The organism is Terrimonas ferruginea DSM 30193 (assembly GCF_000425585.1).
Lineage (GTDB): Bacteria > Bacteroidota > Bacteroidia > Chitinophagales > Chitinophagaceae > Terrimonas > Terrimonas ferruginea.
Window position 1 is genome coordinate 14,114 of the sequence record NZ_AUDS01000028.1, and the last position, 15,355, is coordinate 29,468.

General features: G+C 46.6%; 10 protein-coding genes and 3 tRNA genes. 3 read left to right on the plus strand and 10 right to left on the minus strand.

The window, feature by feature from the left end; translation table 11 throughout:
- Positions 1-67: 67 nt before the first annotated feature.
- A complete protein-coding gene (locus tag H608_RS0110980) occupies positions 68-667 on the minus strand; it encodes a TrmH family RNA methyltransferase (protein ID WP_028787724.1) in 600 nt (199 codons plus the stop codon).
- Between the two features lie 157 nt (positions 668-824).
- On the opposite strand from H608_RS0110980, the gene H608_RS0110985 reads away from it, so the two are divergent.
- Together H608_RS0110985 and H608_RS23630 are read left to right on the plus strand one after the other, a co-directional pair.
- A complete protein-coding gene (locus H608_RS0110985; protein WP_028787725.1) occupies positions 825-3,911 on the plus strand; it encodes an AsmA family protein in 3,087 nt (1,028 codons plus the stop codon).
- 304 nt (positions 3,912-4,215) lie between these two features.
- Positions 4,216-5,490: a DUF6624 domain-containing protein gene (locus tag H608_RS23630; protein WP_028787726.1), complete on the plus strand. Its 1,275-nt coding sequence runs from the start codon at positions 4,216-4,218 to the stop codon at positions 5,488-5,490.
- Positions 5,491-5,823: 333 nt separating this feature from the next.
- Here H608_RS23630 and H608_RS0110995 read toward each other — a convergent pair.
- The 5 genes from H608_RS0110995 to H608_RS0111015 all read right to left on the minus strand — a co-directional run bounded on the left by H608_RS0110995 (position 5,824) and on the right by H608_RS0111015 (position 6,907).
- Positions 5,824-5,897, minus strand: a tRNA-Pro gene (locus tag H608_RS0110995).
- Positions 5,898-5,975: 78 nt separating this feature from the next.
- On the minus strand, positions 5,976-6,269 hold the full coding sequence (locus H608_RS22045; protein WP_071836949.1) for a GIY-YIG nuclease family protein: 294 nt from the start codon (positions 6,267-6,269) through the stop codon (positions 5,976-5,978).
- Positions 6,270-6,474: 205 nt separating this feature from the next.
- Positions 6,475-6,553, minus strand: a tRNA-Pro gene (locus tag H608_RS0111005).
- Entirely contained in the window at positions 6,544-6,792 is a 249-nt protein-coding gene (locus tag H608_RS24945; RefSeq protein ID WP_028787727.1) for a GIY-YIG nuclease family protein, read from the minus strand. The genes H608_RS0111005 and H608_RS24945 overlap by 10 nt, the downstream gene beginning before the upstream one ends.
- A 41-nt stretch (positions 6,793-6,833) precedes the next feature.
- Positions 6,834-6,907, minus strand: a tRNA-Pro gene (locus H608_RS0111015).
- A gap of 254 nt (positions 6,908-7,161) precedes the next feature.
- On the opposite strand from H608_RS0111015, the gene H608_RS0111020 reads away from it, so the two are divergent.
- Positions 7,162-7,914 (plus strand): DUF4397 domain-containing protein, encoded by a 753-nt coding sequence (locus H608_RS0111020; protein ID WP_028787728.1) that lies wholly within the window; start codon positions 7,162-7,164, stop codon positions 7,912-7,914.
- Positions 7,915-8,145: 231 nt separating this feature from the next.
- Here the strand turns inward: H608_RS0111020 and H608_RS0111025 are convergent, their stop codons facing one another.
- The 4 genes from H608_RS0111025 to H608_RS0111050 all read right to left on the minus strand — a co-directional run bounded on the left by H608_RS0111025 (position 8,146) and on the right by H608_RS0111050 (position 15,348).
- Positions 8,146-10,272 (minus strand): Ig-like domain-containing protein, encoded by a 2,127-nt coding sequence (locus H608_RS0111025; RefSeq protein WP_081658867.1) that lies wholly within the window; start codon positions 10,270-10,272, stop codon positions 8,146-8,148.
- Between the two features lie 370 nt (positions 10,273-10,642).
- Entirely contained in the window at positions 10,643-12,274 is a 1,632-nt protein-coding gene (locus H608_RS22050) for a PAS domain-containing sensor histidine kinase (RefSeq protein ID WP_038008190.1), read from the minus strand.
- Positions 12,275-12,347: 73 nt separating this feature from the next.
- The gene (locus H608_RS0111040) at positions 12,348-14,075 is read right to left on the minus strand and encodes a S41 family peptidase (protein ID WP_028787730.1); all 1,728 of its coding nucleotides are present in this window, start codon (positions 14,073-14,075) and stop codon (positions 12,348-12,350) included.
- Between the two features lie 136 nt (positions 14,076-14,211).
- Entirely contained in the window at positions 14,212-15,348 is a 1,137-nt protein-coding gene (locus H608_RS0111050; protein WP_028787731.1) for a FecR family protein, read from the minus strand.
- Positions 15,349-15,355: the final 7 nt, after the last annotated feature.

The following is a 15,355-nucleotide window of genomic DNA, read 5'->3' on the forward strand; positions in this document are numbered from 1 at the left end:
TACTTATAACTTACTACTTATAACTTACTACTTATAACTTAATACTTGCCCCTTACGCCTTACCCCTCTAAAACGGGCATCCTCTCGGCTTCACACTCCACTCCTGCAGCAACTGTTGTTTCAGCTCGCCATGAAGATCGCTGCGGTTATAATGACCGGCCAGGTTTTTCTGGCGGAATGCCTCGTATAAAGATACGGCACAAGCTACACTGATATTCAGTGAACTGATGATGCCCATTTGCGGGATCAGGAAATTTCCGTCGGCAATCGCTCTTATTTCATCACTCACGCCGGTGTGTTCGTTACCAAATACCAGCGCCACACTTTCCGTCAGGTTCATGTCGTATAAGGAAACTGCATCGTCTGCCAGATGCGTGGTGTAAACGCGGCTGTAGCGGCTGCGCACGGCTTTAAAACAGGCCTCCGTGTCTTCAAACTGATGCACGGTGAGCCATTTTGCTGCGCCGGATGAACTTCTTGGCCCGAACTTCGGATGACGCGGAATCCGCGTATTGAGGATAAAGATATCCTGTATTCCCACCGCATCGCAGGTACGCATGACCGCTGAAATATTATGCGGATCAAATACATTTTCCAGCACTACCGTCAGATCAAACTGGCGGCTCGACAGCACACGGCTTAATTTTTGTTTTCTTTCTGGCGTCATCTCCTGTATTAAATGACAAAGTTAAGGCAAGCCTGCCTTATTTTTGAGGTGCAGAAAGTTGCAGGTATAATATGAATAAGGCGTAAGGTTTAAGGCGTAAGGCTTAAGGTTAGAATGCCCTATTGACGATTCACGATTCACTATTCACCATTCACGTATGAAAAGAATACTTCGAAAAACGTTAAAGATCACGGGCATTTCCATCGGTGTGCTGTTGGTGCTGCTCTTCACGCTGCCGCTGATCTTTAAAAACAAGATCATTGCTTTGGTTAAAAAAGAGATCAACAAGAACCTCGAAGCCGTCGTGGATTTCAAGGATGTGGACATATCTTTTTTCCGGCGCTTTCCGCGCGTATCGGTACGCCTGGAAGACGTGTATGTGGCGGGCAAAGCAGATTTTGCCAAAGACACATTGATTGCGGCCCGCGGTATTGATGCAGCGGTCAACCTCTGGAGTTTTGTGAAAGGTGATGAGATGAAAATCTACAGCGTTGACCTTAAATCGCCACGGATCCGCGCGCTCGTGAATGAAAATGGAAAAGCAAACTGGGATATCGTAAAAGCAGATACCACCACCCAAACACCCGATACTGATACCAGTGCCTCCTCCTTCAACCTCAAACTGAATCATTACAGCATCTCCGACGGATACATTTATTACAACGATCAACCCGGCGGACTATCCGCCGAGATCACGGGACTGAATCATGAAGGCAGCGGAGACTTTACCCAGGATATGTTTACGTTATCGACCGGCACAAAAGCTGATGCCGTCAGTTTCACCTCCGGTGGCGTGCCCTACCTGGTCCAAACGCGTACCGTCATCGATGCCAACGTGGCCATCGATAATAAAAACAGCAAGTATACTTTCAAGACGGATGATATTGAACTCAACAACCTGAAGCTGTCTGCCGGCGGGTTCTTTCAATTGATAAACGACAGCACCTACGGCATGGACATCACCTTCAAAACGCCATCCAATGATTTTAAAGATATCCTTTCACTGATACCGGCCATTTATAAAACCGATTTTGACAAACTCAAAACAGAAGGCAAGGCCGCCTTCGAGGGATTTGTGAAAGGAACATACAGCCCGCAGCAAATGCCAGCCTACGACGTAAAGCTCCAGGTCGATAATGGATTTTTCCAATATCCCGATCTCCCCAAGCCTGTGCGCAATATCCAGATCAACCTGCAGGCCAGCAACCCAGACGGCCAGCCGGACAACATGGTGATCAACCTTTCCAAAGGCCATTTGGAAATGGATAAAGAACCTTTCGACTTTAAATTTCTGTTCCGCCAACCCGAAACACAGCAATACATCGATGCCGTTGCCAAAGGCAAACTGGATCTGGCACAGGTGAGCCAGTTTGTAAAACTGGATGACATGAAATTAGCCGGCCTGGTATGGGCTGATATATTTGCCAAAGGCAGCCTGAAAAGTCTTCAGCAGCAACAGGGCGATTTTGCAGCGGGAGGATTTCTCGATGTACGTAACCTGTTTTATTCCTCCGCGGCTTTTCCCGCTCCCATTCAGAATGGCAATATGAAAATCGATATCACCAATACAGGTGGCGTGGCAGACAACACAACGGTGTCTATCCCATCCGGCCACGTGGAAGTGGGCAAAGATCCGGTCGACTTTTCGCTGCAGGTCAGCAAGCCGATGTCGGTACTCAATTTCAGTGGCCAGGCAAAAGGAAGTTTTGTACTCGATCATGTGAAACAATTTGTGACGCTCGAACCCGGAACTTCACTGAGTGGTTTGTTGCAGGCCGACATAAAATTTGCCGGCAATAAAGCCGCCATCGACCGCGGCGCATACGACCAGATCAACCTCGGCGGCACCGCAAATGTCAGCAACCTGAAATATGCCGCCCCCGATTATCCGGGAGGCGTACAAGTGCCCATACTCAAAGCCACGTTCAATCCGCATACAGTATCGATCGATCAATTCAATGCCTCTTATCTGCAATCCAATTTTAACGGAGCCGGTACGGTCGAGAACCCGATTGGTTATGCGCTCCGCGATGAACCGCTGAAAGGATCCTTGTCGGTGGCAGTCGATAAAATGAACCTCAACAAATGGATGGGCACCAGCGAAGCCGCCGCTCCTGCGAAAGACGAAAAAGCACAACCTGCTGCATCCTCATCAGATCCCTTCCTCGTGCCATCCAACCTCAATCTTACCCTGAATGCAAAGGCGGGAGAAGTGATCTATGATAAGGTTACTTACAGCAACATCAGTGGTACGGTGGCGCTTGCGGATCAGACGGTGCGGCTACAAAACCTGCAGGCGAATGCATTGGAAGGAAACATCATTATCAATGGCTCCTACTCTACCAAAGTCGATAAAAAAGAGCCGGATGTCACCCTCACTTATGATGTGAAAGATGTGGACATTCAGAAAGCTTTCCTGGCCTTCAACACGGTACAGAAACTCATGCCCATTGCGCAATTCATCGATGGCAAACTGAATTCACAACTGACGGTGCGCGGTAATCTCGAAGGCAACATGATGCCTGATCTGGCAAGCCTTACCGGCAACGGTAACCTGCTGTTACTCGATGGTGTGCTCCGTAAATTTGCCCCGCTGGAAAAACTCGCCGGTACATTACAGATCGATGAACTGAAATCTATCACAGTAAAAGACATCAAGAACTATATTGAATTTGCGAATGGCAAAGTATTGGTAAAACCATTCACCATAAAAGTAAAAGACATCGAACTACAGATCGGTGGTACACACGGACTCGATCAATCGATCGATTATATCGTCGGCTTAAAAGTACCGCGCAAATACATCGGTACGCAAGGCAATAACCTGATCAATGGCCTGGTTTCGCAGGCCAACAGCAAAGGCATTCCCGTAAAGCTGGGCGATATGGTGAGCTTAAATGTAAAAATGGGTGGCAGTTTGACCAATCCTACCATCAAAACCGATCTGAAAGAAGTAGCGGGCGATGCGGTTGCCGATCTCAAACAACAGGCTGCCGATTTTGCACAGGAGAAAATCGATAGCGCCAAAGCACGTGCAAAAGACTCCCTGAATGCGGTGAAGAACCAGGTAGTCGACAACCTGAAAGACGAACTGAAGAACCAGTTGTTCGGCAAAGACACCGCGCGCAAAGGCGGCGTCGACAGCGCGAAGAAAAAGACCGAACAGACTTTGAAGAATACGCTCAACGACCTGCTGAATAAGAAGAAAAAACCGGCGCCTGCAGCGGCGGATACCATGAAGTGAGGTGGTTTAAAGTAATAAGTTATAAGTATTGAGTTTTAAGTAGTTGGTTAAAAGGCCCTGGTTGGTGTACGCACGAACCGGGGCTTTTTTTTCGGATTAAGTTGCAGGGGTGACATTCTCTCTTTGTGTTTGGCTGGTCAAAAAAGAGGAAGACAAACAACAACTATTACAACAAGAAATGGCCGCGAGAGCCTCGACCCAAAAAGGCAGATCAATTCATCGGCTAAATTATTAAATTCGATTAATTAAAGCAACTTTCGAAAATTGGTCCTATAGTTATGCTCTATTAGACAAGACACTTTACATGAAAAGACTTTACATTTTCTGCTGCTGCTTTCTTTTTTTATTTAGCGCAAATGCACAATCAGATAGCCTCTATCAAACATTGATAGCAAAAGCTGGGTTGTTGCATTTGCAGAAAGATTATAAGAACGCTATTCGGTATTATGAACAATCTTTTCAAATACAAAAGCCCGATGCATTGACCGCTTATAAAGCAGCAGGTATGTATTCATTAGACAGTAATGCAGACCTGGCATTTCATTATTTACAAATAGCGTTAGATTCCGGATGGACAGAAGCCGATTGGCTTGCTTTTGACTCTTATTTTGATTACCTAAAAAAAACAGAACAGGAAAAATGGAAAGCAACAGAACAGGAAGCGCTTGCCAGAGAAGAGCAATACGCTAAAACTTTACAATTACCGTCTCTGAGAAAAGAAATCAATTTAATGACGCTCAGAGATCAGCAATTAAGATATAAGCGGGCACAAACAAATAATGACAGCTTAATGGCCATTATTGATGAACAAATCAATCAATCCGACCTCAGTAACCTGAATAGGGCAAAAGCAATTATTCAACAGTATGGCTGGATTAAAATATCACAAATTGGAAAAGATGGTCAAAATAATTTATGGCTTATTGTTCAGCATGCAGACCAGGATGTAATGTTTCAGCAAACAGCCTTGCTTGCTATGGAAAAACTAAAAGGTACAAAAGAGCTCAATATGGAAAATTATGCTTTTCTGTATGACAGGGTTCAATGTAATCTTAATTATAAGCAATTATACGGAACACAAGTAGAATGGACAATGAATGGAAAAGCTGCACGCTTCAGACCTATTAAAGAAGAAAATAAGGTTAATGAGCGAAGGAGAAAAATAGGATTACAACCATTAGAGATGTATGCGCTTACATATGGATTTAGTTACCAGCAACCAACAACTGCACAAGCAAGGTATAATGATTCTGCAGCGAATGCGAATGTTCAACTGCTAATGGACAGTGCAAAATATTTCTATTCAAAAAAGGACTTTCAAAAATCGTATGACTATTATAATACAGCTTCTACCTTTTTAAGCGGGATGAGCAATACAGACAATCTTGATGCAGCAATTATTTTTTCAAAGATTGGAGCAATAGATAAAGATGAAAAATATAAAAGTATCTCCTTGGACTTTTTGAACTTGCTTTATGCGAGAAGAACTTTGACCAAAATGCAATTGCTGTCACAACCTCCTTTTAAAGTATTATATAAAGAACAACGTTGGGTGGATATGATTAACGGACTAAAATAACAAAACGGTATACAACCAATGCATTGGTAAAAGCATGGCTTGACCAGCAACATTTGTACAGTGGTAACTCTTATCATTTTTTGTTCAAGCCGGCATTACGCTACTGAGCATTTGCAATTATCTTCAACACGGTTTTCAATTAAGCCATTTGAACCGGGTAGTAAGGGACCGAATTCTGTCGGAGCAGAACCGCCAGAAGAAATGCTTAGAGAAGCTAAATTCAAGAAACAAATTATAAAGTGACGGAACGGCGGAGCAAATACCAGCAAGAGGAAAAAATTTATTCTACCTAAAAAAGCCTTCATATCCAATGACCTGAAGGCTTTTTTTTAGTCGGGATGAATGGATTCGAACCAGCGACTCCTACGTCCCGAACGTAGTGCGCTACCGGGCTGCGCTACATCCCGTTTTCCGGAAAGGCAAAGTTAAATAAGTCTATCAAAAATGAAAAAAGTAAGGCCGGCAGATAATACCTCGGGATCGAACTAGCGACCCCTTGCCCCCCATGCAAGTGCCCCGCCAACGGCGGGGCTACGTCCCCGATAATAAGCTTTAAACGCGCTGCCGCCTTTCCAGGATTTAAGCTGTTTTTCTCGCTTCAGCGCTTCCTGCTTCGTTAAGTAACGCTCCGTCAGTACCAATCGAAACGGTATCCTGTGTTTGGTAGATCGCTGCAACCCCGCATTGTGAAATTTAAGACGCGCCGCTACATCCGTTGTGTAACCGATGTAATACTTGCTGTCCTTCAGGCTTTGTAAAATGTATATGTGATGAAGCATAAAAAAAAGGCCCTAATTGCTTAGAGCCTCTTCCTTATTAGTCGGGACGACCAGATTATCTGCGATGATCTTTGGATGGGGAGGTTCTCAACGAAAGCCCAACCGCCAGAGGCGGTTTGCTTTTTACACGGATCCGCTTACGCGGTCAAGCCCTCGACACGGCTCCATGCAAAAAGCCCTTCAACATAGTTGAAGGGCTTTGCGTTGGTCGGGACGACTAGATTCGAACTAGCGACCCCTTGCACCCCATGCAAGTGCCCCGCCAAAGACGGGGCTACGTCCCTGATACTAATTCTTTAAAGGGCCGCCCACCTTTCCAGGACTTGATTTGTTTTTCACGCTTGAGTGCTTCCTGTTTTGTTAAGTAATGCTCCGTCAGTACCAACCGGAACGGTATCCTGTGTCGGGTAGACCGCTGCAACCCCGCATTATGAAATTTTAGACGTGCCTCTACATCCGTTGTGTAACCGATGTAATACTTGCTGTCCCTCAGGCTTTGTAAAATGTATATGTGATGAAGCATAAAAAAAAGGCCCTAATTGCTTAGAGCCTCTTCCTTATTAGTCGGGACGACTAGATTCGAACTAGCGACCCCTTGCACCCCATGCAAGTGCGCTACCGGGCTGCGCTACGTCCCGAACATTCGACCTTTTCAGGTCAGGGGCAGCAAAACTAACACTTTTCACCCAAATTGCCCGCATTTTCTTGTTTTTTCTTTGCTCCTAACCGCCTGACGCTCATGTTGCAGCCGCCTCCTGTTAAGATGCTCATAACATCCCGCCTGTAGACAAGCGTCAGCCGCTTTTGGCACTATTTTGTTAACCTATTTGGTTACCGTTTGAACCAATCCACTGCTCCCGATTTTTTAACCTCGAAAAATTAAAAGCAGCGTATGAAACGTATCCTGTTAGTTACTCTCTCTGTTGCCAGTGCAGCTATTATTTTTACCGGATGTCTCAAAGATAAAAATGACAATCCCACCGTGCCTGTTTCCGGCCTCATGGCTTTTAACCTGGCGCGTGACCAGAATTCGATAGGTTTTGCCTTATCGGGCAGTCCTATCAGCAACACACCGCTGGCGTTTACCAATTACACCGGTGGTTATCTGGGCATTTATACCGGCCCGCGCAGTGTAGAAGCCTATGAGTTTTACACCGGTAATACACTCGCAACAGCCAACGCGGAATTCCGCGACAGCCTGTATTATTCCGCATTCCTGGTAGGTGCCAATGGTACTTACCAAACAGTCATTACCCATGATGCATTCGATTCGCTCGATGCATCCACCGGTAAGGCATTTATCCGTTATATCAATGCCATTCCCGATTCTTCCCGCCCTACGGTAACCGTATCGGCAGGTGGCAGCAACGTGATTGATGAGCAGGCCGCCTTTACCAAAGTAAATGGTTTTACGGCTGCTACGCCCGGTTCCGCTACGATCCGCGTGAGCAATGGCGGTTCCATTAGTAAAGAACGCACGATCACTACCGAAGCGCGCAAACTTTACACCGTATTATTGTTAGGTAATCCCGGATCAGGAAATGCAGCAGACAGCGTGCAGATCCGATTTGTGGAGAATGGTACACTCGATGCCACACAAGGCAACCGCACCACCACACAAGGACGGGCGGCAACTTTTCGTTAATAATATTAAGCTGACCCTGGAAAATGAAAAAGCTACGCATTGGCGTAGCTTTTTTTAATTCAAAAGTCAAAATTCAAAAAGTAATAAGTATTAAGTTGTAGGAGGCGGAGGGGAAACACAAGATTGTTTTCACCCCTTCCATATTCAACCGGCTGATCAATCTCCTCTAAAAACCAACGCCTCCCGGACAGTTAGTCCGGGAGGCGTCAGAAAAAATAAGGCGCTTATTTATTACTGCACAATGAATTTGTTCGTTGAGCCCGCACCTGTTTCCTGCGTTACTCTTATCACATACACACCTTTCTGCAGTTCAGCAGTTTCAATCTGTTTGTTTTGACCAATCGTGCCTGTCCATTTACGTACCAGTTGTCCGCCCTGGTTATATATTTCGCCGGTATAAGTCTGTCTGCTGGCAGACGCGCCAGTATACAGCGTAACAGTCTGGCCACCTGTTACCAGCGTCGGGTTTACAGACGTAACCATCTGGCTGCCGAAATTGACCAGGTTGACGCGGCTATAGCTGTACCGGCCATCGTTGTCGATAATCTTCAACCTGTAGTATCCTTTCTCCATAAATGCTTTGGCGTTCACATCGGTGAAAGCATAGCTGCCGGACAAACCATTATTTACGGCTACCGTACCCACCACGGTAAATGCGTTGGAGGCAAACGCTGAGCGTTCGATCTCAAAACGGTTTACATTATCCTGATGATCGGTTGTCCAGTTCAGTTTCACGTCACGATCACTAACGGTAGCGTTGAATGACGTAAGTGTCAGCGGAAGTGTTGTTGCTGAAGGGAACACCAGCAGATACAGTGTTGCGTTTGCGCAAGCCACCGGTGATCCGTCATCACAAACCTGGTAAGGAAAGTTTACAGGTCCGCTGTAGCCCGTTGCAGGAGTAAAGGTGTAGAATCCACTGGTACTGAGTAACAACGTTCCTCTACCTGAGATAGTCGTGTTTTGAGGTGTAATCGTTTGCGGATTGCCTTCAGGATCGCTGTCATTGATTACAACACTGCCGGATACAGCTGTATTCAGTCTTGTACTGTTATAGTCGTCGGACGCCAGGGTGCTGTTGGCTCTTGCAGCCGGCAGGATGGTGATGATCTGATAAGCCGTAGCTGTCTGCGGCGTTGGCGACGACAGATCGGCAACCTGGTAAATCAGTGTATCGTAACCTGTATAACCGTTGTTCGGTGTATAGGTAATGTTGCCATTGCTGCTGTTAACCGTTGCCGTACCGCGCAAAGGAGCCTGCGTAATAATAACAGATGAAGCATTCAACGACACAGAGGTATTGTTTCCGGCTTTGTCGTTTGCCAGCGTATTGAGGGTCACTGCGGTGTTAATTGGCGTAGTAGCCATATCCGTATTGGCAAAAGGCTTATTGGTGGTGGCATTTGCATCGCTTACCGTAATGATCAGGTCAATAAGCGGGCAATCGGGCGACACGACACTTCCGGGACACATCGGCACGGAGAATTTATACACCCCTGCAACCGCTGCGGTAAAGCTATAAGTACCATTGGCATTGATAACAGGTAATGCAGATGTGGGGTTACCCGGCTTCGCTACCGCTGTGCCATACGTGGTACCGCTGGGCTGGATATCGTTGGTGCCAACATTACCGGTAACAGCCGTGTTTACGAATGTAGCATTGATATCCGGCGGAACTTTTACACAGCGCGTGTAAGCAACAGATGTAAAGCCCAAAGTAACCGTGCTGGTATTGTTGGCATCTGCCTTACCGCTGGTCATCACGATCCTCGTTACCGGGCCGGGAATATTCAGCGTGATGCGGTTGGTGTTAACAGATGTACCGCCGGCAGTGTTGTTGCCTGTTAAGGTATTGCCGTTCGATATCACGATCGTACCCGAATTACCGGGATCTGCCACGTTATCGGAGAAGTTGGCGGCAGAGATCGTTATGGGCGTGGCTCCGTTGAAAGCCGTAATTCTAAGCTGGTCCTGGTTGTTAAGTCCGGCACAGCGCAGCGAGAAGTTCGTAACGGCTTCCGCAAAATCGATCGTGTACGTGGCGATATTAGCGGTACTTGTATTATTCGTATTGTTGGGTTGTACATAAATGTAATTGCCCACGGTTGCGTCGTTCTGGATTTGTATACCATTACCCCATCTTGCATTGCCTGCCACACTGCCGGTAAAACTAAACATGCCGCTACTCAGGTTATTAATGGTGGCAGGCGCCGCATTACCGGAATTAAAGGCCGTGTTTAACGTGTAATTGGGGGTGTTCAGGTTCGCTGTACCTCTCACTGTAGCCGGTGTGCATTGCGAGAATGCCACATTAAAACAACCTGCCAGTGAAAAGAGAATTGTGTAGAATTTTTTCATTTACTTTTTTTTGATTTAGACTTTCGTGTTTTATCTGATTTTATCCGATCTCTCGTTTTAAAAATTGTTCAAAATTGACAGTTACGGTCAATTGTTTATTTACACAAGGCTTGAACCTATGGCTTTACTTTACAATGAAAACCAGCAAATTACATTGTTAAAGCTGTAAAATTTTTCCCGGAAAAAAGTGCACGGCTTGTTGGTTGCTTTCGGGGCCGCAAAGATAGATCGTTGTAAGCTTTTTTACAATCGAATTATTTCGATAGCAGGTATAAATTTTTCTGAAACTGGTAGCCGGGAGGATGGATACCAGCACGATCACACCAATGTGTGATCACACAATATTGATCAGAAGATTGAATAAAGATATTTACAGTAAATCCGCCAACGGCAGTGAAAACCAGAAGACGCTTCCCTGGTCGGCTTCGCTCTGCACCCCGATTTTTCCTCCGTGCCGTTCAACAATTTCGCGCGAGATATACAGGCCGATGCCAAAACCCTTCACGAATTTTGTCTTCTCATTGTTGGCACGGAAAAAGCGGTCAAATACCAGGGGCACCTCTTCCGGAGTTAAACCAATCCCTTCATCATGCACACTGATCTTCACCTGATCCTTTTCCACGACAGATGAAATGATGATCTTACTTCCGTTTGGTGAATATTTAACTGCGTTGCCCACCAGATTGGCCAGCACCTGTTCGATTTTGGCAGCATCCGCCTCTACTACAGCCGGCATCAACGGGGCATACTCAAGCGTGTGGGATGCAATCGTCACCTCGTTTTCATGACGCACGGCTTCAATTACCTCAAGTATATTAAATTGTTTTTTGACTAATTCAATTTTGCCCTCTCCCGCTCTTGCCACATCCAGGAAGTCGCTGATCAACGCGGTCATGCGATCCACCTGGCGCTTGGCACGTATCATAATGTTGACGGCAGCGGCGTCGGCCGTCACGCATTCATTCAATTCCAATACCTGTATATATCCGCTCAATGAAGTGAGTGGTGTGCGCAATTCATGGCTGACGATCCCGATAAAATCATTCCGGCGCTGCTCTTCCTCTTTACGTTGCGTGATATCGGCAATGGTGCCGTAGAAAGTAGTTTTTTGTCCGTCATCTCTTTTTAACGCGCGGCCGACTGATCTTACCCAATGGAGCTTGCCGTCTGTTCTGCGGATGATGCGGTATTCCTGGTCAAACAGGATTTCCTGTTCAATGGAATCGCGCATAGCCCGTTCAACACGCGGAGCATCTTCTTCCATCATATTAAATCCATCGGCAGCGGTAATAACCGCATCAGGCGGAAAGCCGAATATTTCCCGGCAGTATTCATTTACCGTAACCACACCGGACGCAATGTCAAGGCTATACACTCCCAGTCTGGCTGCCTCTATGGTGAGTCGCAGGTTTTCCTCTTTCTCGTGAAGCTGGTGATTGAGACCGATCAGTTCCTCCTCGATCAGCAGCAATTGATTATTCCTGGAGGCCAGTTCTGCTATGCTTTCCTGCAAGGCTTCATTTGCCTTTGAAAGTCCTTCATTGGAAATGGCGAGTTTTTCGATGAGTGTTTGTTCTTCTTTTTCTTTGTGAAGAAGTTGAAGGCGGGCATCTATTCTGGCGGTTACATCGGTGGCGCGGTGAAGGATAGCATAGGTTTTGCCTGTTTCATCCGCCAGAGCCCTGTATTCGAAGTCAAAATAACTGGTAGTAAGTACGCCATCGCTTTCCAATTGTGCGGGCATATCCTGTGCGCGGTATGTTTGGCCGCTCCGCCACACTTCCTTCAGGATATCGATAAAGGGTTGGCCCGCCAGCTCGGGGACGCCTTCGATCAATGTCTTGCCGACGATACTGCGGTCTTTGCCGAAAAATCGCAGCATGGCATCGTTTACAAAACCGATATGCAGCTCCTCACTCGTAAAAATAGTCGTGGGATCATCGGACAGGGTCAGCACTTCGAGCAGGGCCCGGTCATCCAAATGTGGCAGAGGTGTCGTCATCAGGCAGCCTTGTTATCCTACTAAATTAGCACAGTTTTCTGCAATAGAAAAGAGCTATGCCGGGGAGCAACAATTATTTCTGCTGATCGATGATTTCGAATGCTTTCAGCAGCAGCAGGTCTTCTTTATTGCGGATGCTGCTGACCGTGGGCCTCACCACCACATCCGGTTTTATGCCGATGCGCTGGGTTTCTCCTCCGTCGGGATAATAAATCCCCAGGCCGGAAAAAATGATGCGATTTCCATTTGTCAGGCGAATAGAAGTCTTGTTGCCATCAGCACCGGCGGTCTGGCTGCCAACAAACACTACCCCGGGGATGCGCTTGAATATCATTCCCCACATCTCTGCCGCGCTTTGCGTATACTCATTGATCAGCACTACTACTTTGCCCTTGTATGCGTCGGGGTTATTTTTACCCGTTAATTTAAGTTCAGGGGTGATGATATTATCTTCAAAACAATACATGCCGGGGCGATTAAAATCAGCATGTGTCTTGATGCCAAAGTGTTGAGGACTGGTAAACAGGTAGTCGAAGATGCGCAGCAACGCACCGTTGTTATTATAGCCCCGCAGGTCGATCACCATTCCTTTTTTGGTCATGGCAACAGGCAGCAAACTGTCGATGTCTTTCAGGGTAAGCGATGCAAATTCGAAATAGGCTTTATCATCGAGGAAAAATGCGGGATCCAGTTTGCCGAGTTGCTGGTTCCATACAAGAAATTCATGATCTTTCCCTTTATAACGCAAATGATAATTAGGAATGCCGTCCTGGTCCCATTCATCGAGGAAGATGCGCGCAATGCGCGTCAGTTTCACGCCGGAGAAAGATGAGCCATCTACATGCTGTCCCTTTATCACACAAACGGAGTCATTGGAACTGAACAGAAAGTTATAGGCTTCGCGATTCAGCACCGACTTATTGGAAGCTGGTATGAATTTGCTGTAACGCTGAATGATGCTGTTGACCGGTTCGTTGTTGATATGGGTGATGCGATCGCCCAGGCTGAGACCGGCAGCTTTCACTTTCCCGGCGTCTTTGATCACAGTGATTATCACCGAGCCATCTGCTACCTGGAAAGAAAAAGGTGAAGTCAATTTACCCAACACATCATACTGGTAAGTAGATTCGAGACTCGTGTGCGTGTCCTGGATATTGGCGGTCAGCAGCATGATTGCCTTTTTATAGGCAGCGGTTGAATGGATGCTACGGAATACCGGGATCATCTCCTTCAATACATTGTCCCATTTCTTATCGAGCAGGTATTTATACGGATAAAAATATTCGATGGCATTCCAGGTTCGGAACAGATCGATCCAGGCATAATCGAGTTTCCAATCAGTAAATACTTTTTCACTGTTTGAATTAAACCGGATGGGTTCTTTCTCCGAACGCGTGTAATAGAAGCCGATGTTGGCAGGTTGATCCACCAGTTTTCTGAACCGTTGGCGGGCTACCGTTGACAAACCCTGCTTATCGATCCAACGGAGATCGTAGTTGCGTTTGGTGAGGCTGTCGCATGTAAAGGCGGCGGGTGAAATGGTGTCGAACGGAAGTTTATCAAGCAACAGAATCCATTGATCTGCTACGCGCGAGGCTTTGGTGGTGGCAGGTCCTTCGAGCACTTTCAGCAGTTCAGCGTTCCAATCGATCTTTCCCTGCGAGGTAACGGGATGGTAATATTTTAGAAGTCCCCATATTTTGCCGATGGCAAACAATTCTTTATCGGGGATGCGGGTTGGAGAGACCTGGGCACGGGCAGAAAGGGAGAAAAAGAGTACGATAACACACAGTATGCGCATAACTAATCGGAGCGGCAGGTGAACGATAATTTTGAGCGGTGAAGATAGTACAAACCGCGGACTGTCTGGATTTTGAGACCTTTTTGAAGGGAGGTTCCGACGGGTGCTTCGTCCGGGACGGAGAGGCCGCTGTCCATCAGTTCAAATAAACAACCCCACCCTTAAATGTATAACTCACTTCGCCCCCACCCGACAACCTGTCTAAAAAATCTGTGACGGATTTATGCTTATCGATCATCCCGGTAAAACGCTTCGGCGCAACAGTTTTATTGCTTATTACCACTGTATATCCATAACATCTTTCCAGTATCCCAGCTATCTGCGACAACGGCGCATTGTGAAAATGATAGTAGCCCTCCATCCACGACAGTACTTCTTCCTTATCAAAAACACTGACTGCCGGTGCCGCCGCATTTACAACCGTTCCCTGCTGGCCGGGCCTGAGTTTCACTTTGCCTGCCACAGAACTAAGGTTTACTTTGCCTTCTACCAGCGCAACGCTGACCTGTCCGCTATCATAACTGTTGAGATTGAATTGGGTGCCCAGCACCTCCACATCTGCCCCCGGTAAATGTACCACGAAGGGATGTGCGGCATCGGCAGACACTTTCAGATAAGCTTCGCCGTTTACTTCTATCTCCCTTTTATTTCCGGAGAAATTCATGGGAAACCGCACGGTAGTAGCTGAATTGATCCATAACTCCGACTTATCCGATAATTGTATTTTGTAGTCTTTTCCGGCGGGTACAACAATCCGCGCCCATTTGTTGCTGCCTGCATCATAAGTCAGCGATTTGCCATCGGTCGTCAGTGTCGTACCTCCGCCGGCCTCGATTGTTTGCCGGGTGGAATCATCGAGGCTGATGGCCGCAGCACCCTCTACCTGGAAAATAATGTTTTCTTCTTTTTTGATACCAGGTCCCTGGGCGATGCCTGTATTCCCGGGAGAGGTGAAAAAGGGCCGCAACAGGAAGACTGCAAGGATTACGGAAGCAGCAACTGCAGATGGAATCAATAACCCCAGCACCTTCGCTTTTTGCGTTCTTTTTTTAATCCTTTGCTCAATGACCCGCCATTCTTCCGCTGTGTCTACAGAAGATAAAAAGTTTTGCGTTTCTTCTTCCTTATAAAATGAGCTCACTTTATTCCATAAATCCTGGGCAGGGCCGGGTTTGCTGATCAACGATTGCAGCAAATCATCATTATCCGGGTGGATAGTGTTGCTTAATTTTTCAAAGATGAGGTTTTTTATATGGTCCAGGTCGTATTCCATGGTTGTG